The organism is Paraglaciecola sp. QJM3NY_14 (assembly GCF_056173245.1).
This window is the reverse complement of sequence record NZ_CM149664.1, coordinates 3,814,572-3,835,874: the sequence shown is the minus strand read 5'-3', so window position 1 is coordinate 3,835,874 and position 21,303 is coordinate 3,814,572. Positions and strand designations below refer to the sequence as shown.

The following is a 21,303-nucleotide window of genomic DNA, read 5'->3' as shown; positions in this document are numbered from 1 at the left end:
GCAGCATGTGCTGCCCACTTACATCTAAAAGCCCTAATAAACACTAGGGCGCTTCAGATATAGGTCTTATTGACCCTTTATTTCTTTACGTCCACCGTATGTTGCAGCGTCACCTAGTGCTTCTTCAATTCGCAATAGTTGATTGTACTTAGCAACACGGTCAGAACGACACAATGAACCTGTTTTGATTTGTCCCGCCGCAGTACCCACCGCTAGGTCAGCGATAGTGGCATCTTCAGTTTCGCCACTACGGTGAGAAATAACCGCTGTGAAGCCTGCATCTTGCGCCATACGAATCGCTTCAAGTGTTTCCGTTAATGAACCGATTTGGTTGAACTTGATTAGAATCGAGTTCGCTACACCGTTATCGATGCCGCGCTTAAGGATTTTGGTGTTAGTTACAAACAAGTCATCGCCAACAAGTTGTACTTTGTCGCCGATTTTCTTGGTCAAACTTGCCCATCCGTCCCAATCGCTTTCGTCAAGACCATCTTCGATTGAAATGATAGGGTATTTAGCTGCAAGGTCAGCTAAGTAGTCACCGAAGGTTTCTGAGTCAAATACTTTACCTTCGCCTTTAAGATCATATTTGCCATCTACATAAAACTCAGATGATGCACAATCTAAGGCAAGGGTTACGTCTTTATTCATTTCGTAGCCGGCATTTTCAACCGCTTGAATAATGACTTTAAGAGCTTCTTCGTTAGACGCTAGGTTAGGGGCAAAGCCACCTTCATCGCCTACTGCGGTGCTTAAGCCTTTAGCAGATAATACTTTTTTCAAGCTATGAAATATTTCAGCACCCATACGCAATGCTTCACGGAAGTTAGGCGCACCTACTGGCTGAACCATAAATTCTTGAATATCGACGTTGTTATCAGCATGCTCACCACCGTTGATGATGTTCATCATAGGGACTGGCATTGAATATTTGCCAGCTGTGCCGTTAAGCTCAGATATGTGCTGATACAAAGGAATTTGTTTATCAAGCGCAGCTGCTTTAGCCACAGCAAGTGATACTGCTAGGATCGCGTTGGCACCAAATTTTTCTTTGTTTTCAGTACCGTCTAAGTCGATCATGATTTGGTCGACTTTCTTCTGATCAAATGCACTGTTGCCTAACAAGGCTGGGGCGATATCTTCGTTGATCGCGGCGACTGCTTTTAGTACGCCTTTGCCTAAATAACGGCTTTTATCACCATCGCGTAATTCTAACGCTTCACGAGAGCCGGTAGATGCGCCAGATGGTGCAGTAGCTCTGCCCATTACGCCTGACTCTAAATATACATCTGCCTCTACAGTGGGATTACCACGAGAGTCCATGATTTCACGACCAATGATTTTACTGATATTTGACATAGTTGTTGCCTTGTTTATAAAAATTTATCGTTTATCTGCGAGCAGATATTCTGAGTTTTCAATCGTTACTCTGCCTAGTTTTTGCGCGGGGCACACAAGGCCCCAGTGTTAACTGGCTCTAATTATTATTTTTATAATATTCGCCCGCAGCTTTAACAAACCCTTCAAACAAAGGGTGACCGTCACGGGGTGTAGAGTTAAATTCAGGGTGGAACTGACCTGCTACGAACCAAGGATGATCGCCTAATTCAATTACTTCTACTAGACGTTTATCAGTAGACAGACCAGTTACTTTTAATCCTGATGCTTCTAATTTATCACGTAAATTGTTATTTACTTCATAGCGGTGACGGTGACGTTCGTATATTTCTGCTGAACCATACAAATCGTGCACTTTACTACCAGGAATGAGGTGGCAAAGTTGGCTACCTAAACGCATTGTGCCGCCTAAATCTGACGCCTCAGAGCGTTGTGCCGTGCTGCCATCTGCGTCTAACCATTCGGTTATCAAACCGACAACAGGATACGGTGTTTGTGGATCGAATTCAGAACTATTGGCGCTTTCCATGCCTGCAACATTTCGGGCGAATTCAATAATCGCCACTTGCATACCCAAACAGATCCCCAAATAAGGCACTTTTTGTTCACGAGCGTACTTGGCCGCAGCAATTTTACCTTCAATGCCGCGCTCTCCGAAACCACCTGGCACTAGGATAGCGTCAAGCCCGTGAAGGATTTGCTCGCCTTTGCTTTCGATGTCTTGTGAATCGACATAGCGAATATTGACCGTTAAGCGATTTTTTAAGCCCGCGTGTTTTAAGGCTTCGTTGACTGATTTATACGCATCGGGTAACTCAACGTATTTGCCTACCATACCGATAGTGACTTCGCCGACAGGGTTCGATTCAGCGTATAGCACTTGTTCCCACTCGGTTAAATCCGCTTCTGGGCACTCTAAGCCAAAGCGCTGCACGACGAGCTCATCCATACCTTGTGCTTTTAATGCGGCAGGAATTTTATAAATACTGTTGGCATCTTTTAACGAGATAACGGCTTTATCTGCTACGTTAGTGAATAGGGCAATCTTAGAGCGCTCGTTAGACGGTAGCGCGTTTTCTGAACGGCAAACCAAAATATCAGGCTGAATACCAATAGAGCGCAACTCTTTAACGGAGTGTTGAGTTGGTTTGGTTTTTACTTCGCCAGATACCGCTATATACGGAACCAATGTTAAATGCATGTACATGGCGTGGTCACGGCCAACTTCAGTACCCAGCTGGCGTATCGCTTCTAGGAACGGTTGCGACTCGATATCACCCACTGTACCGCCAATTTCAACGATGGCTACATCTACGCCTTCAGCGCCAGCAATAATGCGACGTTTTATTTCGTTAGTAATGTGTGGGATCACCTGAATGGTGGCGCCTAAGTAATCACCGCGACGTTCGCGTTTGATGACTTCTTCGTAAACGCGGCCAGTGGTGAAGTTATTCCGCTTAGTCATACGGGTACGAATAAAGCGCTCGTAGTGACCTAAGTCTAAGTCTGTTTCAGCGCCGTCGTCGGTGACAAACACTTCACCGTGCTGAATAGGACTCATGGTGCCAGGGTCGACGTTAATGTATGGGTCGAGCTTGAGCATGGTCACATTAAGACCACGTGCTTCAAGAATGGCAGCGAGCGATGCAGCAGCAATGCCTTTACCAAGTGATGATACGACACCACCTGTGACGAAAATATAGTTTGTCATGAGTACCCTAAGGCGTTGGAGTTGAATGAGATTTTTTAATACTGGAGTAGTCTAGCTGCCTTTAAATAGGCGTGACATTATTCAGTACCGGACGGCGCAATAGTATACTCAAACGCAGCCCTACAGACAATTGAAAACCGCTCCAGCTTTGCAAAAAATATACGGAAAATGAGATTTTATTGGTTTACACTACTGAGCAAATAGTAAAAGGATCCGCTTTATGGATAAATTGCGTCCCATTTTGGTTGTTGATGACGTTGAAGCCATCTGCACCTTTATATGCACTGTGTTACAAGGGAATGGATATGTGCATGTTGATACCGCTCACGATTCAGCAGAAGTCATGTCTAGAGTTTGTCGCAAAGACTACCAATTGATTCTGATGGATATCAAATTACCTAAAGTGGATGGCTTGGAATTACTAAGCATTCTTCACGATGAAATTCCTGACGCAAAAATAGTCATGTGCTCCGCTGATACGTCAGAAGAAACCGTTAATCTGGCATACGAAATTGGTGCAGTGGGTTTTTTGGAAAAACCTGTTACTCCCATGAGCTTATTGAGTTTAATGGAGCGGCTCTAGGGCGTGTTAAACATTGCTGTACGAATTTCGGTCTAAATAGAAGCGTTTTATTCGCAAAACAGTCCAGTGGGCCTAGCGGGTTAAGTTAATGGACTGTAACAACGAGTAAAAGACTTCCAAGAACCCTTCGGGTAGCGCCTATGTGCTGTTTATACCGCGTTGAATGGTTTTGATTTAGCCCACTAGACCTTCAACCATTTGCCTTGCCTAAACAACACACAGACCGCTACAAAAATGAACTGCAAAGTTCAGCACGTCCGAGGGGGAATAGTCATTTCCCTTTTAAAAGATATTTATTTATCGAACCAATTTTTTTAGTTGGTACAAGTAATCAAGGGCCTGCTTAGGCGTTAAATCATCGGGCTGAATACTGTGCAGTAAGTCTTCGGCTTCGCTTGTCTGACTGAGCAAGTCCAGCTGCGTCTCTACTTTTTCTGTTGCATAAACTGTATTGACTGGCGACGTCTCTTGTCGACCTTGTTTGGAAATATCACCCGTTTCAAGTTCATGTAATTTGCGTTTAGCCGCTTGTACCACTAATTTCGGTACGCCTGCGAGTTGAGCTACTTGCAAACCATAGCTTTTACTGGCTGCACCATCTTGCACTGCGTGCATAAAACGAATGCTTTCACCGTGCTCAACGGCATCTAGATGCACATTGGCTAACTCTGGCAATGCATCCGCTAGCCCTGTTAACTCGAAGTAATGGGTAGCAAATAAGGTGAAAGATTGCAGCTTGGTCGCTAAATACTCAGCGCAGGCCCACGCTAAAGAAAGGCCATCATAGGTACTGGTACCTCGGCCAATTTCGTCCATTAACACCAAGCTATTCGCCGTGGCGTTGTTCAAAATGTTAGCGGTTTCGGTCATTTCTACCATGAAGGTGGAACGGCCAGAGGCTAAATCGTCGGAAGCACCAATGCGGGTAAATATGCGGTCAATCGGGCCAATCTGAGCATCTTGCGCAGGTATATAGCTGCCGATATAAGCCATCAACACGATGAGGGCGGTTTGACGCATGTACGTTGATTTACCGCCCATGTTCGGGCCGGTGATCACCAACATTCTGCGATTTGGGTTAACGTTAATTGGGTTGGCGATAAAGGGCGCATCTGATACCTGCTCTACAACAGGGTGGCGACCTTGACTAAAGTGAATGCCGCTTTGAGGGCATAATTCTGGGCGGTGATAATTAAGGCTTTCAGCGCGCTCGGCTAAATTAGTGAGTACATCTAATTCTGCTAGTGCATCAGCACTTTGCATTAGTTGTGTTAATTGCGGTAAGAGTAAATCGAAAAGCTCATCGTATAAGCGCTTTTCAAGGGCTAATGAGCGACTTTGGCTGCTAAGCACATTGTCTTCGTGCTCTTTGAGTTCTGGGATGATGTAACGTTCGTTATTTTTCAGCGTTTGGCGACGAACATACTCTACAGGCACGAGGTCAGATTGACTGCGGCTGACTTCAATAAAGTAACCATGCACTCGGTTGTAGCCCACTTTGAGGCTCGCGATGCCAGTACGCTCTTTTTCGCGTAGCTCTAATTCTTCTAAATAGTCGGTCGCCCCTTTTGACAGCGCACGTAGGCGATCAAGCTCTTCGTTATATCCTTCTTTTATGACCCCTCCATCGCGGATTAATACTGGGGGGGCTTCAATGACTGCGCGTTCTAACAAGTCTGCGAAGTCAGGGTATTGACTGATTTTTTCTGCCAAGTGAAGTAAGTCGCTCGGCTGAGCGCTTTCGCTAGTGTGACTAATTTCGTGCTCAAGATAGTGTTGAATATCGGGCAATAGTGCAAAGGCTTGGCGCAGGCGGGCAAAATCCCGCGGACGAGCACTGCGCAGCGCCAGCCTTGCTAACACGCGCTGCATGTCACCTATTTTTTTCAGGGCACCTTGTAACTGGGTATAGGGTGACTCCATCAACCCTTGAATATTTCGTTGACGTTTTTTAAGCACGGTGACATCCGTTAACGGACGGTGGATCCATCGTTGCAACAAACGGCTGCCCATAGGTGTTGAGGTTCTATCAAGAATACTCGCGAGCGTGTTTTCAATACCACCAGATAAATTAAACGTTAGCTCTAAGTTACGCCGTGTGGCGGCGTCCATCACGACTGTGTCGTTGTGGGACTCAAGCACGATTCGGTCAATGTGGGGCAGGGCTGAGCGCTGGGTGTCTTTGATATATTGCATCACGCAACCTGCAGCACAAATACCGACGTGGTGGTTTTGCACGCCAAAACCAGATAGCTCATTGGTACCAAACTGGCTAGTAAGCTGGGTAGTGGCGGTTTGTAAATCGAACTCCCACTGCGGGCGGCGACGTAAACCCTTTCGCTGATTGATAAGATGACTGTAGGCAAAATCGTCAGGGTATAAAAGCTCGACAGGATTCGTGCGTTGTAACTCGGCAGCGAGAGCTTCCTCACCACTGAGCTCACATAGCGTAAAGCGACCGCTGGTTACATCTAAGGTGGCATACCCGAATATCAATTCTTGATTTGCTTTTTGCGTGGGGCAAAAAACCGCGGCTAATATACTGTCTTGTTTATCGTTAAGGAGTGCCTCGTCTGATACTGTACCTGGGGTAACAATACGTTGCATTTTTCGCTCAACAGGCCCTTTGCTGGTTGCGGGGTCACCCACCTGTTCGACGATAGCGACTGACTGGCCCATTTTCACTAGTCGAGCCAAATAATTTTCTACCGCATGATAAGGAACGCCTGCCATAGGGATGGCATTGCCGCCTGATTTCCCCCTGGCAGTTAGGGAGATATCGAGTAGTTCGGCGGCTTTTTTAGCATCGTCAAAGAACAATTCATAAAAATCTCCCATGCGATAAAACAATAGAATATCTGGATGTTCAGCTTTAATTTTCAAATACTGCTGCATCATAGGCGTATGCTGCTGCAAAGATGAGGGATTAGCGTTTATTGACGCTGCTGATGAATTTGTTTTTGGCATTCGCTACGGCACTCTTATCGGGATCGCGATGTAATTTTAACGCTTTGTTTAGTGATCATTGTTTGGCATGCTTATAGTATTCACTGAATATTTTTCAGCGCGTCAAATAACCCTGTATGGATGTAAATTATGACAAACAATTCAATTCAATTGGCACAACAACTTGGTGAACATCTGCAGCAACTAGGCTGGAGTGTTACCTGTGCTGAGTCATGCACTGGAGGGGGCATAGGATACGCCATCACAAGTACATCTGGAAGCTCAAGCTGGTTTAAAAGTGGTTATATCACTTATTCAAACGAAGCAAAGCAAGTTATGTTGGGCGTGAGCGAGCAAACCTTAAACGAGCATGGCGCAGTGTCTCAAGCGGTGGTGCAACAGATGGCGGCGGGAGCGTCTAAAGCCGCTGGATCAAATGTTGCTGTGTCGGTCAGCGGAATTGCCGGGCCTGATGGCGGAAGTGTAGAAAAACCTGTCGGTACCGTTTGGTTCGGTTTTTCGGTAAATGGGGAGGTAACAACGTCTTGCCAGTGTTTTACGGGGGATCGGCATCAGGTGCGGGCCCGAGCTATTGAGTATGCACTGAATCAGTTAGTCATACATTGTAAAGCAGAGTCATTGTCTTCGGGCGGGAAACGGTAAATTACTCCCACTGTGGCAAAGGAAGTAGGATTTAACCTTTCGCTATGAAATTAGATAAAAGAACGCTCTTTAAGCGTTAGCAATATTCACATAAGGAATTAATTATGATCGCAACAGGCACTTTTGAGGTGGACTTAACACCACAAGAAGACGAGGCAGCGCCCGCTGGACGTATGGTAATCAATAAAACCTACCAAGGGGGCTTGGCAGGCAAAGGGCTAGGGCAAATGATCAGTAAGCGCACAGATAATGGTGTTGCAGTATATTTTGCAATTGAAGAGTTTGAAGGAACGCTCAAGGGCAGGGCTGGGACGTTTTCTTTATTGCATAATGGTAACATGTCACCTGAAACACAATCTCTGAATATTTCAGTGTTGGAAGGTTCTGCCAGCGGCGATTTGGCTGGGTTAAAGGGCGCGATGCGGATCATCCAGCAAGACGGAAAACATAGTTACGAATTAGATTTTGAACTGTAGCTCGTTTCCTTTATTTAAATTTATTCAAAAATAATTGATGAGAAGCTAATGAAGCAAGTATTAGGTAGCTGTTTGTGCAATCGCGTCACGTTTACATGCGAGAATAATTTTAGTCAATTCCACTTATGCCATTGTACACAATGTCAAAAGGCAACTGGCTCGGCATATGCGGCCAATCTGTTTACAGACATTGACAATATTAAATGGCTCACTGGAGAGGGCCTCATCACGCGCTTTAACGTTGCTGGACGTAGCATTTCAAATGCGTTCTGTGGTGAATGTGGTAGCGCTGTACCTTATAAGTCTTTGTCTGGTAAAGCGTTGGTTGTGCCTGCTGGCAGCTTAGATTGTGAACCTAATATCCAACCTCAGAGTCAGATTTTTTATACTGAACGAGCTCCATGGTTTGACTCAGCTACTGTATGCAAGAAGTTCGATTCGATGCCTAAGTAACTAAATGCGTGAGCGTAAATTAGCACGTAAAAGATAGATTTAGGCTCAACCTTAGACAGCATTGCAATAAAGGAACTTGAACACTAAAATTCAACGACTCTGCGATTACGACCCTGATGCTGTCTCACAATGCTCGCAGCTGCTGTGCCTTGATAAGCCGTTTCTCTATAAGCCGTACCTTTATATAAAGGTAAACTCATCCTTTGTTAATATTTTCATAAAGTGACTTGTAACTGTATGGTTGTACAGTATACTACGCCCATATAATTTCAATTATCTGTGTCGATTTAGACTTTAACCAAGTGTAAGTGCACGGGCTGAACCATAGGACATACTGATGGACGATAACAAAACTCGCGCGCTAACCGCCGCTCTTGGTCAAATCGAAAAGCAATTCGGTAAAGGCGCAATCATGCGCTTGGGTGACAACCAAGCAATGGATATTGAAGCGATTTCTACTGGGTCTCTGACTATAGATATCGCCTTAGGCATAGGCGGCTTACCGTGTGGACGTGTGGTTGAAATATACGGACCTGAATCATCAGGTAAAACCACGCTTACGTTACAAGCTATTGCTGAAGCGCAAAAAATGGGCAAAACTTGCGCGTTTGTCGATGCTGAGCATGCGCTTGATCCAATTTATGCTGGTAAGTTGGGTGTTAACATTGATGATTTGTTAGTGTCACAGCCGGACACTGGTGAGCAAGCGTTAGAGATTTGTGACATGTTAGTTCGCTCAGGCGCAGTTGATGTGGTTGTAGTCGATTCTGTAGCGGCATTGACACCAAAAGCGGAAATCGAAGGCGACATGGGTGATTCACACGTTGGCTTGCAAGCCCGTTTGATGTCACAAGCCTTGCGTAAGCTAACGGGTAACATTAAGCGTTCGAACACCTTAGTAATATTTATTAACCAGATTCGTATGAAAATTGGTGTGATGTTTGGTTCACCAGAGACGACAACTGGTGGTAACGCACTTAAGTTCTACGCTTCAGTACGTTTAGATATTCGCCGTATCGGTGCGATTAAGGACGGCGATGAAGTAGTCGGTAACGAAACTCGGGTAAAAGTGGTTAAAAACAAAGTGGCTCCGCCATTTAAACAAGCTGAGTTCCAGATCATGTACGGTCAAGGGATCTGTAAAGAAGCCGAATTGATTGATTTAGGTGTTAAGCAGAAGCTTGTAGAGAAAGCGGGCGCTTGGTACAGCTACAATGGCGAACGCATCGGTCAGGGTAAAGCTAACGTGGTTAAATACCTTAAAGAGCATACCGAGATGTCTAACGACATTGAACAAAAGCTGCGTGCTGAACTGCTATTAAAGAAAACCGTTAAAGCAGAAGAGCCTGCAAAAGCTGACGAAGAATAAGTAGAGCTTGTACTTAATAAAAACCGCCACTTGGCGGTTTTTTTTATATTATTGATGTTGACAGAAAAATAATTCGATCAAACCTGCTTGGACACTTTGTTATAGTCTTTCGCCCAGCTCTCTGGGAATTTTCCCTGCAGAACGTAGGAGAAGCTGATGAGTTCGGCAATCACGTGGTATAGCTCTTCTGGGATTTCTTGACCTAAATCTAAACTCGCTAAAAATTCACTTAAGTACGGATCTTCATGGATCAACACGCCGCTTTCTTTCGCCAGCGCTATGATTTCATCTGCTAAGTCGCCGAACCCTTTCGCAACCACCTGAGGAGCATTTTTTTTATCACCCTCATGGTGTTTCAGTGCGACGGCACTTCTGGCTTTCGAGTTGTCTTTATTTGTATTATCGGTCACGGGATACCTATTTAAATTCGAATTAGCGTGACTAAACTTTAGTCTGCAGTAGGTGATAAGGTCGTTGACGTAACGTGTCAGGAATTTTTCCTAATTGGCACTGAGTTTTGGTGACTTCTATTCCTAACGCAGTCAGGCGTTTATTAAATAGAGGCAAGTAATTCATTACTTGGTGTTTGGTTTGCTCATTAGAAGTATAAAAGTCTAACTCTAGTGTACCTTGACGCAATTTGGCCTTGGTCAACAATTCCCCTAAATCACCAGCACTTAATTTCATGGTCAAATGCCAAATTCGATTGTTGTCGTTTGCATCCTCTTTCCCGTCTTCTCTTGAATCACTCTCACGTCTGACTAATAACTCGATATCTTGCAACTTATTGCCAAACGCAGAGGGCAAGGTGTAGTAAAAACTGTCTTGACCTTGCAGGAGTTGCTCGGCATTGCCAATTTTACTACTTTGATGACCGGCAAATAAACGACTTATTTCTCGCAAGATTTGATGCTTCTGTTCTAGCTGAGCAAACTCATTCAACCCCTTTGAGCTGACTGGTGCGCTACTATTCGTTTTGCCAGAACCCGCGCTCGATTCAGAACTAAAAAGAGAATTAATCCCTTGGGATAGTTTCTCGCTTTGGTGAGGTTGGTTGCGCGCAAAGCGTGATGCCAGAGATATTTGAATTAACGTTACTAAGCCGCTGAGCATGCCTTGCCCTGAAACAGGACTAACAATTTGCGTTGCACTTAAACTCAGTGCTTGGTTTGTTAATAGCTGACGTATTTGATTAGCGTCCTGCTCTTTACCTTGAGGTACATTTTGTTTTATTTGTTCCAGTACATGTTCTTTAAGACCTTTTACCCCTGGCTCCTCAATAAATTGCGTATCGTTTAGCGCACTGGCTATTCTGGTTAATGATTCACTGGGCTGCTCAGCTCTTGCTTGCACAACGCGCAATAACGAATGCAGCACTTCTATCGCTTGCGCTTTAACCTTCGGCGTCATTTGCGGGGCGACAATATTCGCTTTATCAACCTGTTCATCGTTTACTGAAGTCTCAGCTTGTCTGCCAATTGGTGGAGTTTTAGCCGTTGAGCTATCAGTAGAGTGTATTGCTGTGGATTTTGAAACGCTATCAGGCTTACTGCTATTGGATAGAATGGTACTGGCTGTCCCAGAGTTTATCGCCTTTGCAGTAGCTTGCTGATCGCCCGTTATGTTGTTCAGAAACTGATTTATTCCATGGCGAAAGGATGAAGCAGCAGATCCTGCTAACTTTGAGATATGGCTTTGTGACCTATTTATTGGCTGGTGATTTGAAGGCAGCTCTGAATTTTTCCTATCTAGAGACTGATTCAACAAAGGATCTATGATAGGAGCGGCTGACCTTTGCGCGCTGTTGCTCGCAATAAGTAGAAGTGCTCTGTGTGTTTGCGCGTCGACGGGGACATTTAGTGTTTTTAACAGTGTTGCAATGCTGTCGATATTTTTTCCAGTTATCTGTATCTGGGCTGACGGTTTCGTGGTGACTGAATTCAGCTCATCGATATTTTGAATAACCGCCCCACCATCTTTATTTATCGCCAAATGTAATTTTGTTGCGATAGAGCTTTGTAACGCCGTCATTAATAGAGGATTGTTTTTAATATTCTGGGAAGTACTCACATTCGACTGTGAAGTATTTGCGCCGATATTCGCGTTGCGTATCAGGGGTGCTGTCGATGTCAGAGCGCGACCCAATGCCTTGCTATCAATTACTATTTGAGGCGAGTTTTGATTAAAGGGGAGAGTATTCTGTCGAGGTTGTAGCGTATTACCTTGCACTGGCATTTTTGAGGCTGAATCAACGAGTACCTGTTTAAGCACAGGCGAGATCTGATCATTAGTCGCTTTGGCGAAAATGCCCTGAGAGCCAGTGTTAAGACTATTAAGTAACATCTGCCACTGGTTGCCAACCGGTTTAAGCTGCACATTGAGTATTTCGCCCTTTCTGAAAGGATTAGGGGCTGGGGAAGAGGTAGATAAACTTACACTGGAACTTTGCTGAGTAGCTGAGCTTGTAAACGTCAATGTTGTTAACTTAGCATCGATTGCGACGACTTGAGCTTGAGTGCTCAATAATGTCGGAGGAATGCGAGCAGCCTGTATTTGGCTAGGTGGTAAGCTTAAAATTCGTTCTAGTTGTTGACTGTTTATTGTTGCATTGGTTTGCTTGGCGCTTGTTGTTTGAGAGCTGGTAAATAGCAGAATTGGAGTGCTAGTCGCTTGTTGAGTGCCTACAGCGGGTTGAGTGCCTACAGCGGGTTGAGTGCCTACAGCGGGTTGAGGCGCCGCTTTAGGCTGAGATTCGGTTGAGGGCTGAACTGATAACAATGAAGCTGCGGTGGATACTTGCGGCGTTGCCTTAGTAGAGGTGGCCGTGTTTGCAACATCAATGGTAACACTAACGTTATAGCGCAACTTCGGATCGAGTTGACCTTTAATCTCACTTGTTGCGAGCGCAACAGGCTGACCTTGCGCCTTGGAGCTGACCGTCACAAGGGCAGGTGATACTTGCTTAATGATAGCCTCAGAACTATGCCCACTGGTACTTGGCGCGACCTTAGCTGGGTGAGTAGCTTGCGTCGTCTGCGTTGAGGAAATAGGGGGGCTATCTGACATATATCGTTTATCGGCTGTTAGCGAATAATATTAATCTAAATGTAGCATGCTCTTATACCAATCCGCATCAATAAGTGCCGCATCAGAATGCGTCCAGCGCTTTAGATTAAGGTGTCACTATGCAGTAATGGTTGTTCCCTTTCAAATAGTGAAAACACAGAGCAAAAGCTGCTGTAGCATTCCTTTTAGGCGAGTTTTAAAAGGACTCACACATGCGTTGCATGACGTCGAAAGAGAACGAGTTGTCTTTTAATAAAGAGCGGCCAGTCATGCGCCTTGTTTAAGCCTTCTACACAATCGCTGAGTGATCGCTTATTAACGTGTAATGGTATTAATCCAAAACTGTAGGCTTAGCGCGTCTTTTAGTTTTGCAATAGCACGGGAATTAACAGCGTTTTCTCATTATGAACACACTATGGCTGATGCGTACCACCTAGGGGGCGCATTACTGCCGTTCATATTGTTATCAAAGCTCTGGCATTTTTATAAGAATCATTCTTTAGTACCCTAAAATGACAACTTTAGTACATGAATTGATACGACTTATTTGATTTTCTGAGTATTCCAGATTGTTGGGCTGTGGTATTATCGCGGCGTTTTTTTGTCTAACTATTTGTTTATCTAGGGACTGCTTTGCCGCTACTTTCTGCTCATCAATTATCTGTTTCAAAGCGCGATAGGTTGCTGTTTGATGAGATAAATATATCTGTTTCTGCGGGTGATTTGATGTATATCAAGGGGCCAAATGGTGCGGGCAAAACAAGTCTATTGAGAGTATTAACCGGATTAGTAAACGCTGACAGCGGGTCGGTTGCGTACCGCGGGCAAAACATTATGCAAAATCGCGAGGCTTACCAAAGTGACTTACTCTATTTTGGTCATGCTTTGGGCATAAACCGCAGTTTAAATCCACTCGAGAATTTAATGTATTGGTGTTGCCAACACAATGTAATGACCAGTGAAAACGCAATATACAATGTATTGGGTGTACTAGGGTTAGTGGGTTTAGAAGATGTGCCGGTAAGTAATTTATCGGCAGGGCAGCAAAGGCGTGTTGCATTAGCGAGATTTTGGTTAAAAACCACTGCCACAGTATGGATATTAGATGAACCATTCACTGCTCTAGACGTACAAGGGATTGCACTGTTAAACGCTCGAATTATTCAGCATTTGCAGCAAGGTGGGTGTGTGGTAATGACATCTCATCAAGCGTTAGATGTGGATTACCCAACAAAAGAGTTACAGTTGGAATATCGCATATGAGCATTGCATTAAAAGCGATATTCTCACGCGATTTGGCTTTAGCCTATCGCCAGCGTTCAGAGCTGATGCAGCCAATGATGTTTTTCATTTTGGTAATAAGTTTGTTTCCGTTAGGCATAGGGCCAAACCCAGCTACATTGCAAAAGGTTGGGCCTGGTGTGATATGGGTTGCAGCGATCTTGTCATCATTGCTGGGTATGGAGCGTTTGTTTAAAGATGATTATAATGATGGTTCACTTGAGCAAATAATGTTGTCGGCGACGCCGCTGCCGTTTGTGGTGCTGGTTAAAGTGTTTACCCATTGGCTCACCAGTATCGTACCGCTTTTGTTGTTATCACCTCTTTTGGCGCTTTTTTTAAATTTAACTGAACCTATGTATTGGGCGTTGTTAAGTACACTTTTATTGGGTACGCCTTTATTGAGTTTAGTGGGCGCCATTGCCGTCGGATTAACCCTAGGGCTTAATCGAGGGGGCGTGTTATTAGCACTGCTGCTACTGCCGGTGTTTATTCCGTTACTTATTTTTGCTACTGCAGCGGTAGAAGCTGCGTCATTACAATTACCGTATACGGCCCAATTAGCCATTATTGGTGCAATGTTATTAATCTCCTTGGCTTTGGCGCCCTTCGCTATTGCCTACGCATTACGAGTGAGTCAAAACTGATGTGGAAATGGTTACATCCTTATGCGAAAACCCAAAATGCATACCAGCTATGTGAGCGCTTACTCCCTTGGTTTGTCACTACATCGCTTATCTCTTTTAGCGTTGGGATGATATGGGGCCTTGCTTTTGCTCCCTCTGATTACCAGCAAGGGGATTCCTTTCGCATAATCTATATTCACGTACCTAGCGCGATCTTATCTATGGGTGCATACAGTGCGATGGCGATTTCAGCTTTTATCGGTTTAGTCTGGCAGGTGCGCACCGCATTTATGGCCATGATAGCGCTCGCGCCAATTGGTGCAGTGGTAACCTTTATCGCATTGTTTACCGGCGCTGCTTGGGGGAAACCCATGTGGGGCACTTGGTGGGTGTGGGATGCGCGCTTAACCTCTGAGTTGATTTTGTTATTTTTGTACTTAGGCGTTATTTCCTTGTATGCCTCATTTGAGGATAAGCAGCAAGGAGGCAAAGCAGCAGGTGTGATGGCACTGGTAGGTGTGATTAATTTGCCGATTATTCATTTTTCCGTGGAATGGTGGAATACCTTACACCAGGGCGCGAGTATCACTAAATTTGATAAGCCATCGGTAGCGCCTGAAATGCTCTGGCCTTTGCTGATAAGCATTCTGGGACTGGCTTTGGTGATGGGCGCAATATTTATTCGACGTTTCCAGAACGAGATATTACGTCGTGAGCTGCATCGCCCTTGGGTTCAAGCGCTAGTTACCCAAACGAAGAGGAAGTAAGGCATGCAGTTTGAAAGTGTCAGTGCATTTTTAGATATGGGCGGTTACGGATTCTACGTGTGGCTGTCTTTCGGCGTTAGTTTATTGGCTCTCGCTATTCTCGCTTTTGATGCCGTTCGCCAAAAAAAGCAATTGTTTAATGCCGTAGAAAAAGAGCAGGCCCGAAAAATGCGTATTAAAGCGGCAAAGGCTACTGCTGCAGCGCAAGCGTCGCTACAAAATGAGGAAGAAAAAAAATGAATCCTAGACGTCAAAAACGCCTGATAGTGATATCCGCTATCGTATTGGTAATCGGCGCAGCTATCGGCTTAATGCTTTATGCCTTGAGTCAAAACATTGATCTGTTTTACACGCCTTCGGAAGTCATCGACGGCAAGCAAATAGGCCAAGTAAAAGAAGTTCCTCAAGTGGGGCAGCGTTTGCGTATAGGAGGCATGGTCGTTCCCGGCTCGGTTAAGCGTGACAACGAAAGTTTAGCGGTGAGTTTTGATTTAGTCGACACAGGTCCAATCGTGACAGTGAGCTACCAAGGCTTATTACCAGATTTATTTCGTGAAGGGCAGGGCATCGTCGCCACGGGCGTCTTAACAGCCGAAAATCACATTGAAGCACATGAAGTGTTGGCTAAGCACGACGAAGAATATATGCCACCCGAGTTAGCAGAAAAAATGAAAGGCATCAAACATGTGAAGCCAGAGCAGGCTTACTCAACGCCAAAGGTGAGTGGCTGATATGGTGGCTGAATTAGGAAATATTTCACTGGTTTTAGCGTTACTCATGGCGATATCACTCGCTATTTATCCTTTGTGGGGCGCACAAAAAGACCACTTAAAACTGATGCAAATGGCGAAACCGCTGGCCATCGGTATGTTTGCGTTTACCCTAGTTGCGTATATTTGCTTAACATGGGCGTTTGTACATGACGATTTCAGTTTGGCTTACGTGGCGAGCACCTCTAACAGTACCTTGCCGCTTGTGTATAAATACACTGCCGTATGGGGCGGGCATGAAGGCTCATTCTTGCTATGGGTGATGATCTTTTCGATTTGGACTGTCGCCGTCGCGTTGTTTAGTAAAGCGATAGAGCTGAAAATGGTGGCTCGAGTCTTGTCTATTCTTGGCATGGTAGCGATTGGTTTCTACTTGTTTATGTTGCTTACATCGAATCCATTTGATGTATTACTGCCGTTTTACCCTGTTGATGGGCGTGATCTAAACCCGCTTCTTCAAGACTTCGGCATGATAATTCATCCACCTATGCTGTACATGGGGTATGTTGGGTTTTCTGTGGCTTTCGCTTTTGCCTTAGCCGCATTGATTTCTGGTCAGTTAGATTCAACGTGGGCCCGTTGGTCTCGTCCTTGGACAATTGCTGCATGGTCATTTCTCACCGTAGGGATCGCCCTAGGTAGTTGGTGGGCTTATTATGAGCTCGGCTGGGGCGGTTGGTGGTTCTGGGATCCCGTTGAAAACGCCTCATTTATGCCGTGGCTCGTAGGTACCGCGTTAATGCACAGCTTAGCGGTAACCGAGAAGCGTAAAGTGTTTAAATCATGGACTGTTTTACTGGCTATTGCTGCGTTCTCGTTAAGCCTACTTGGTACGTTTTTAGTGCGCTCGGGTATTTTGGTATCTGTGCACTCTTTTGCCAGTGACCCAAGTCGAGGTCTTTTTATTTTAGGCTTACTTGTTGTGGTGATTGGCGGCTCTCTTTTACTGTTCGCAATCCGTGCACCACAACTTAAAGGTGCTGGCCGTTACCAATTATTTTCCCGTGAGGTGATGCTCGCTGGAAACAACGTATTTCTGACCGCGGCCTGCTTGGTGGTGTTATTAGGAACACTTTTACCATTAGTGCACAAAGAGTTAGGTCTGGGGTCTATTTCAATTGGCGCGCCTTTCTTTAATCAAATGTTTAGCTATTTGATTGTGCCATTTGTATTACTGATGGGCATCGGGCCATTGTCACGCTGGAAGAATCAGGCTCCCTCGGCGCTGTATAAACAGTTATTGCTCGCGTTTGGACTGAGCTTGTCTGCTGCGATATTGGTGACGGCGAATTTCGAGCAAACATCCTATATGGCGGCGTTAGGTATGGTTATGGGGTTCTGGATTGTGGTCACCACGATCATGGAAATACATCAGCGCATTAATGCCGATAAAAAACTGTCACAACAACCGATTTTCTCGGCCTTGGCTAAACTGACGCCTAGCCATTGGGGCATGGTGGTCGGCCACTTGGGCTTCGCGGTCAGTATTATTGGTATCACTTTAGTAAGTAACTACAACCAAGAAAAACACGTGCGCATGGCGTATGGCGAAACCGTTCAACTCATGGGTTATGACTTTACCTTTAATGGTGTAAGTAACGTTAAAGGGCCGAATTACACCGGCTATCAAGGGCATGTAGTGGCGAAACAAGACGGTGAAGTAGTCGCTAATCTGCAAGCTGAAAAACGGATTTATACCGTGCAGCGCAATGTGATGACAGAGGCAGGGATTGATTCAAATATTCACCGCGACTTGTTTGTCGCACTTGGCGAGCAACTTGACGATGGCGATTGGGCTTTGCGCATCTACGTAAAACCGTTTGTAAATTGGATTTGGGCCGGGGCTTTCATCATGGGATTTGGTGGCATTTTGTCTATCTCAGATAAGCGTTATCGCATGCAGAAACTAGCTAGCAAGAAAGTTGCTAAAGACCAAATAAAACTGAACGCGCCGCAGGTGCCAGCTTCTCAAGATGCAGTGGAGTCTCGATCATGAGAAAGATTTCGTTATTCGTATTGCCTTTAATTCTGTTTGTGGGCTTAGCGATATTCTTATTTCAAGGGTTGTTTAGCAACCCAAGAGAGCACGAATCAACTTTGTTGAACAAACCCGTTCCGAGTTTTGTATTGCCTGATCTAATGGATACCGATTTAACCTACACCACAGAAGTGTTTGTGGGCAAGGTCACCCTGCTGAACGTGTGGGGCGTGTGGTGCGTTACCTGCGCTGTGGAAATTCCGTTTTTAGAGCAGTTAAAAAACGAGGGTAAACACATAGTCGGTTTGTATTACGATCAGGACATCGACCCAGATTTTGGTATTAAAACCGTCGAAAGAGTGCAGCAAGAAGTTGAGCAGAAACTTGGTCAATTAGGTGACCCTTATGCTTACAATATTTTTGATGTAAAGCGTGACCTATCCTTAGATTTAGGAGTAACGGGTGCGCCCGAAACCTTTTTGATTGATAAGCAAGGCAAGGTGCGCTTGCATCATATTGGCGATATTAATCCTAGAGTGTGGCAGAACAAGTTCGAGTCTGTATATCAGGAGTTGATTGCAGAATGATACGTTTTAAATTTCTTATCTTGGCACTGTACACTGTGCTAAGTACCTCAATCTTTGCCAGTGAAGAAACCTACCAGTTTGAAACCGATGCGCAAAGTGCGTTGTTCTTTGAATTAACTAAAGAGCTGCGCTGTCCTATGTGTCAAAACCAAAATATCGCCGATTCAGACGCCATGATTGCTGCTGACCTACGCCGTAAGGTGTATCAGCTAGTCAATGAAGGGCAATCTCGCGAGCAAATTATTGATTATATGAAGCAGCGTTATGGCGACTTTGTTTATTATCAGCCGCCTGTGAACGCCACTACGGTTTGGTTATGGTTATTGCCGGCGTTTTTTGTCTGTTTCGGCATTGTTTTTGTTGTGCGCAGTCGCCAGCAAAAGCCAGTAAGCCAAGATGAGAATAAGCTGCAAGCCGCGGAAAGGTTGCTGGAGGAAGATAAGTGAGCGTATTTTGGATAACGGGGATCGTTTTGTTACTGGTGGCGGCTGGTTTCGTTGTATTTCCCTGGTTAGTAGAAGGGCGAAAACGCCAAGATACATTGACTAATACCCGTTTAATTCGGCAACGTTTGCTTGAGCTGGAACGGGAAGAGCACGAAGGCTTGCTAAGTCATCAAGACCGATTAGAAACAGAGAAAGATCTGAAAATTGCGTTGCTCGACGAGCAAGACTCACAGACTCAGAATGCTACCTCTGCTCGCGGTGTCTTGCTTATTGGCGGCTTGCTGAGTGTGGTCGGAGTCGCTGTATTGTACTTTCAGGTGAACAATGTATCAGCATTGAATAACTGGCAAGATGCCAAAGCACAGCTACCGGAATTGGCTGAGCGCATTGTGACGCAAGGTGACGCCTCAGTCACCGAAGAAGATCTGCAGCAATTCGCGCTGGGGTTAAGAACTAAGCTTACTAGCAGTGAAAATGATGCCATAGGTTGGACGCTACTTGGCCGTGTATATGTAGCTACTAATCGTGTTGAAAGCGCGATGGATGCCTTTGAGCGAGCACTTGCAATTGAACCTGACAATGTCGAAACGCTAGCCAGTTACAGCCAAATGCTATTAATGGTGAATCAAGAAAGTTATCTCGCACAGGCAAAAGTGTATTTGAATCGCATATTACAGTTGGATCCACAAAACACCGGGGCATTAGGTATGTTGGCGATGGCGGCTACCCAACAAGGTGACAAAGAACTAGCAATTAAAACTTGGCAGCGATTAAAAGCATTTGTGCCTAAAGAGGCGCCGATATATCAATCAATCGAAGCGCAAATAGCCCAGTTACAAGGGAATGCCGCAGTCACACCGGAATCGCTGATTAAACAAGAGCCTTTAGCGGGTGCAATGCCATCAGAAGATAAAAACTCTTCAGCAGCAAAGCCTGATAGCGCGCCTGTAATGGTGAGTGTAAACGTTACCTTAGATAAGTCACTTACTGCTAAAATACCGCAAAATGGTTTTTTGTTTGTTTATGCCCAAGATGCAAATGGTGGCAGCAAAATGCCAGCAGCAGTGGTGAAAATGCCTATGGGCGAATTACCCATTACGGTTGAATTGTCAGATGCGAACGCTGTAATGCCCACGCTAACCTTGTCGCAATTATCAAAGGTGCGGTTAGTGGCTAAAATATCTCAGTCTGGCAATGTCATGAAAACAAGCGGTGATTTACAAGGAACGTTAGAGATAACACTTAATAAATCGAAAAACGAACAATACACGATATTAATCAATGAGGAATTACCGTGAATAAACTAAAAATAGGCTCGCTATTTTTTGTGTTATTGACCTTGGGCGGCTGTGCGTCAAGTAACAGTACAGACGAACAAGCACAGGAATATAACGACCCGAAAGATCCGTTTGAATCCGTTAACCGCACCTTCTGGGATTTTAACTACGACATTCTTGATAACTATGTGCTACGGCCAGTAACCGTGGTTTATGTTGATTACACGCCGCAATTCGCTCGTACTGGATTATTCAACGCAGCGCTGAATCTTGAAGAGCCTTCTAACTCTTTGAATAACTTATTGCAAGGCAAGCCTGATGGCATGTTAATCAGTATTGGCCGTTTTTTGTTGAATTCGACTGTGGGGCTTTTAGGCACAATCGATGTAGCAACTGAATTGGGCTTAGTACGTAATGAAGAAGAGTTCGGTGAAACATTAGGTAAATGGGGCGTCGGTACGGGCCCGTACTTGATGATACCGGCTTTAGGCCCTAATGATATTCGAAGTGGAGTGGGGGACATTGTAGATACTTCCTATACCCCGCTAGATGCGCTTAACTTTTACTTTTCAGCTTTTAGAACGGGCATTAAAGTGCTTGAGAGTCGTGCAACTTTGATGTCTCAAGAGCAGCAGCTTGAGCAATCTGCCGATCCGTACAGCTTTGTTAAAAATGCGTATTTCCAAAACTTAGAGTTTAAAGTGAAAGACGGCCAAGTGGAAAAAACGCAAGAAGAAGAAGCCCTTGAAGATGATATTGATGCGTACTTGAATAGCCTTGAATAGTGGTTAATCCTAAGTAAATAAAATCGCTATGATAAGCATCAAAAAAAAGCCCGATTAACTTAGGTTAATTGGGCTTTTTTTGTTTTTACAGGAATTGGTTTAGCTTCTACAACTGAATGCT

Annotated in this window: 20 protein-coding genes; 15 read left to right on the top strand and 5 right to left on the bottom strand. The window is 44.9% G+C overall.

Translation table 11 applies throughout. The features are described 5' to 3' along the window. Window positions 1-66: 66 nt before the first annotated feature. Both eno and AC0VYA_RS16460 read right to left on the bottom strand, forming a co-directional pair. A complete protein-coding gene (eno, locus tag AC0VYA_RS16465; RefSeq protein ID WP_473475437.1) occupies window positions 67-1,359 on the bottom strand; it encodes a phosphopyruvate hydratase in 1,293 nt (430 codons plus the stop codon). 118 nt (window positions 1,360-1,477) lie between these two features. Further along, window positions 1,478-3,109, bottom strand: coding sequence for a CTP synthase (locus AC0VYA_RS16460; protein WP_011576001.1), 1,632 nt, complete (start codon window positions 3,107-3,109; stop codon window positions 1,478-1,480). Window positions 3,110-3,329: 220 nt separating this feature from the next. On the opposite strand from AC0VYA_RS16460, the gene AC0VYA_RS16455 reads away from it, so the two are divergent. Beyond that, window positions 3,330-3,692 (top strand): response regulator, encoded by a 363-nt coding sequence (locus tag AC0VYA_RS16455; protein WP_011576000.1) that lies wholly within the window; start codon window positions 3,330-3,332, stop codon window positions 3,690-3,692. Between the two features lie 297 nt (window positions 3,693-3,989). Here AC0VYA_RS16455 and mutS read toward each other — a convergent pair whose 3' ends face one another. After that, window positions 3,990-6,659 carry a DNA mismatch repair protein MutS gene (gene mutS / locus AC0VYA_RS16450; protein ID WP_475488974.1) on the bottom strand — a complete coding sequence of 890 codons (2,670 nt, stop codon included), beginning with the start codon at window positions 6,657-6,659 and terminating at the stop codon, window positions 3,990-3,992. Window positions 6,660-6,788: 129 nt separating this feature from the next. Between mutS and AC0VYA_RS16445 the strand changes: the two genes are divergently transcribed. The 4 genes from AC0VYA_RS16445 (at window position 6,789) to recA (ending at window position 9,599) form a co-directional block, all read left to right on the top strand. Beyond that, complete coding sequence (locus AC0VYA_RS16445; protein ID WP_475488973.1) at window positions 6,789-7,301, top strand: CinA family protein; 513 nt, start codon at window positions 6,789-6,791, stop codon at window positions 7,299-7,301. Window positions 7,302-7,405: 104 nt separating this feature from the next. After that, window positions 7,406-7,777, top strand: a complete 372-nt coding sequence (locus tag AC0VYA_RS16440) for a DUF3224 domain-containing protein (protein WP_473475429.1) — start codon at window positions 7,406-7,408, stop codon at window positions 7,775-7,777. Between the two features lie 48 nt (window positions 7,778-7,825). After that, window positions 7,826-8,230: a GFA family protein gene (locus tag AC0VYA_RS16435; protein ID WP_475488972.1), complete on the top strand. Its 405-nt coding sequence runs from the start codon at window positions 7,826-7,828 to the stop codon at window positions 8,228-8,230. A gap of 337 nt (window positions 8,231-8,567) precedes the next feature. Continuing rightward, window positions 8,568-9,599: a recombinase RecA gene (recA, locus tag AC0VYA_RS16430; RefSeq protein ID WP_011575995.1), complete on the top strand. Its 1,032-nt coding sequence runs from the start codon at window positions 8,568-8,570 to the stop codon at window positions 9,597-9,599. 77 nt (window positions 9,600-9,676) lie between these two features. On the opposite strand, the gene AC0VYA_RS16425 is transcribed toward recA, so the two are convergent. Together AC0VYA_RS16425 and fliK are read right to left on the bottom strand one after the other, a co-directional pair. After that, window positions 9,677-10,009: an EscU/YscU/HrcU family type III secretion system export apparatus switch protein gene (locus tag AC0VYA_RS16425; protein WP_475488971.1), complete on the bottom strand. Its 333-nt coding sequence runs from the start codon at window positions 10,007-10,009 to the stop codon at window positions 9,677-9,679. A 31-nt stretch (window positions 10,010-10,040) separates the two neighbouring features. Beyond that, the gene (fliK, locus tag AC0VYA_RS16420) at window positions 10,041-12,665 is read right to left on the bottom strand and encodes a flagellar hook-length control protein FliK (RefSeq protein WP_475488970.1); all 2,625 of its coding nucleotides are present in this window, start codon (window positions 12,663-12,665) and stop codon (window positions 10,041-10,043) included. 633 nt (window positions 12,666-13,298) lie between these two features. On the opposite strand from fliK, the gene ccmA reads away from it, so the two are divergent. From ccmA to AC0VYA_RS16370, 10 genes are read left to right on the top strand one after another with little or no spacing between them, the layout of a single operon-like run. After that, a complete protein-coding gene (gene ccmA, locus AC0VYA_RS16415; RefSeq protein WP_475488969.1) occupies window positions 13,299-13,928 on the top strand; it encodes a cytochrome c biogenesis heme-transporting ATPase CcmA in 630 nt (209 codons plus the stop codon). Continuing rightward, window positions 13,925-14,593, top strand: coding sequence for a heme exporter protein CcmB (gene ccmB, locus AC0VYA_RS16410; RefSeq protein WP_473475420.1), 669 nt, complete (start codon window positions 13,925-13,927; stop codon window positions 14,591-14,593). Before ccmA ends, ccmB begins: the two co-directional genes overlap by 4 nt. Beyond that, complete coding sequence (locus tag AC0VYA_RS16405; protein WP_475488968.1) at window positions 14,593-15,339, top strand: heme ABC transporter permease; 747 nt, start codon at window positions 14,593-14,595, stop codon at window positions 15,337-15,339. Before ccmB ends, AC0VYA_RS16405 begins: the two co-directional genes overlap by 1 nt. 3 nt (window positions 15,340-15,342) lie before the next feature. Continuing rightward, window positions 15,343-15,579 carry a heme exporter protein CcmD gene (ccmD, locus tag AC0VYA_RS16400; protein ID WP_475488967.1) on the top strand — a complete coding sequence of 79 codons (237 nt, stop codon included), beginning with the start codon at window positions 15,343-15,345 and terminating at the stop codon, window positions 15,577-15,579. Then, window positions 15,576-16,070: a cytochrome c maturation protein CcmE gene (ccmE, locus tag AC0VYA_RS16395; protein ID WP_475488966.1), complete on the top strand. Its 495-nt coding sequence runs from the start codon at window positions 15,576-15,578 to the stop codon at window positions 16,068-16,070. Before ccmD ends, ccmE begins: the two co-directional genes overlap by 4 nt. A gap of 1 nt (window position 16,071) precedes the next feature. Beyond that, on the top strand, window positions 16,072-18,105 hold the full coding sequence (locus tag AC0VYA_RS16390) for a heme lyase CcmF/NrfE family subunit (protein ID WP_475488965.1): 2,034 nt from the start codon (window positions 16,072-16,074) through the stop codon (window positions 18,103-18,105). Next, entirely contained in the window at window positions 18,102-18,674 is a 573-nt protein-coding gene (locus AC0VYA_RS16385; RefSeq protein WP_011575986.1) for a redoxin family protein, read from the top strand. The genes AC0VYA_RS16390 and AC0VYA_RS16385 overlap by 4 nt, the downstream gene beginning before the upstream one ends. Next, window positions 18,671-19,120, top strand: a complete 450-nt coding sequence (locus AC0VYA_RS16380; RefSeq protein ID WP_475488964.1) for a cytochrome c-type biogenesis protein — start codon at window positions 18,671-18,673, stop codon at window positions 19,118-19,120. The genes AC0VYA_RS16385 and AC0VYA_RS16380 overlap by 4 nt, the downstream gene beginning before the upstream one ends. Beyond that, window positions 19,117-20,418 carry a c-type cytochrome biogenesis protein CcmI gene (gene ccmI / locus AC0VYA_RS16375; RefSeq protein ID WP_475488963.1) on the top strand — a complete coding sequence of 434 codons (1,302 nt, stop codon included), beginning with the start codon at window positions 19,117-19,119 and terminating at the stop codon, window positions 20,416-20,418. The genes AC0VYA_RS16380 and ccmI overlap by 4 nt, the downstream gene beginning before the upstream one ends. Then, a complete protein-coding gene (locus AC0VYA_RS16370; RefSeq protein ID WP_475488962.1) occupies window positions 20,415-21,182 on the top strand; it encodes an MlaA family lipoprotein in 768 nt (255 codons plus the stop codon). Before ccmI ends, AC0VYA_RS16370 begins: the two co-directional genes overlap by 4 nt. The last annotated feature ends 121 nt before the right edge of the window (window positions 21,183-21,303 follow it).

What these genes read in the sequence shown, in the direction of transcription:
- AC0VYA_RS16445 (WP_475488973.1), top strand. Translation starts at nt 6,789, where the DNA reads ATGACAAACAATTCAATTCAATTGGCACAACAACTTGGTGAACATCTG.
- fliK (WP_475488970.1), bottom strand. Translation starts at nt 12,665, where the DNA reads ATGTCAGATAGCCCCCCTATTTCCTCAACGCAGACGACGCAAGCTACT.
- ccmE (WP_475488966.1), top strand. Translation starts at nt 15,576, where the DNA reads ATGAATCCTAGACGTCAAAAACGCCTGATAGTGATATCCGCTATCGTA.
- AC0VYA_RS16380 (WP_475488964.1), top strand. Translation starts at nt 18,671, where the DNA reads ATGATACGTTTTAAATTTCTTATCTTGGCACTGTACACTGTGCTAAGT.
- AC0VYA_RS16385 (WP_011575986.1), top strand. Translation starts at nt 18,102, where the DNA reads ATGAGAAAGATTTCGTTATTCGTATTGCCTTTAATTCTGTTTGTGGGC.
- AC0VYA_RS16440 (WP_473475429.1), top strand. Translation starts at nt 7,406, where the DNA reads ATGATCGCAACAGGCACTTTTGAGGTGGACTTAACACCACAAGAAGAC.
- AC0VYA_RS16435 (WP_475488972.1), top strand. Translation starts at nt 7,826, where the DNA reads ATGAAGCAAGTATTAGGTAGCTGTTTGTGCAATCGCGTCACGTTTACA.
- AC0VYA_RS16405 (WP_475488968.1), top strand. Translation starts at nt 14,593, where the DNA reads ATGTGGAAATGGTTACATCCTTATGCGAAAACCCAAAATGCATACCAG.
- recA (WP_011575995.1), top strand. Translation starts at nt 8,568, where the DNA reads ATGGACGATAACAAAACTCGCGCGCTAACCGCCGCTCTTGGTCAAATC.
- AC0VYA_RS16390 (WP_475488965.1), top strand. Translation starts at nt 16,072, where the DNA reads ATGGTGGCTGAATTAGGAAATATTTCACTGGTTTTAGCGTTACTCATG.
- ccmD (WP_475488967.1), top strand. Translation starts at nt 15,343, where the DNA reads ATGCAGTTTGAAAGTGTCAGTGCATTTTTAGATATGGGCGGTTACGGA.
- ccmB (WP_473475420.1), top strand. Translation starts at nt 13,925, where the DNA reads ATGAGCATTGCATTAAAAGCGATATTCTCACGCGATTTGGCTTTAGCC.
- AC0VYA_RS16460 (WP_011576001.1), bottom strand. Translation starts at nt 3,109, where the DNA reads ATGACAAACTATATTTTCGTCACAGGTGGTGTCGTATCATCACTTGGT.
- mutS (WP_475488974.1), bottom strand. Translation starts at nt 6,659, where the DNA reads ATGCCAAAAACAAATTCATCAGCAGCGTCAATAAACGCTAATCCCTCA.
- eno (WP_473475437.1), bottom strand. Translation starts at nt 1,359, where the DNA reads ATGTCAAATATCAGTAAAATCATTGGTCGTGAAATCATGGACTCTCGT.
- AC0VYA_RS16455 (WP_011576000.1), top strand. Translation starts at nt 3,330, where the DNA reads ATGGATAAATTGCGTCCCATTTTGGTTGTTGATGACGTTGAAGCCATC.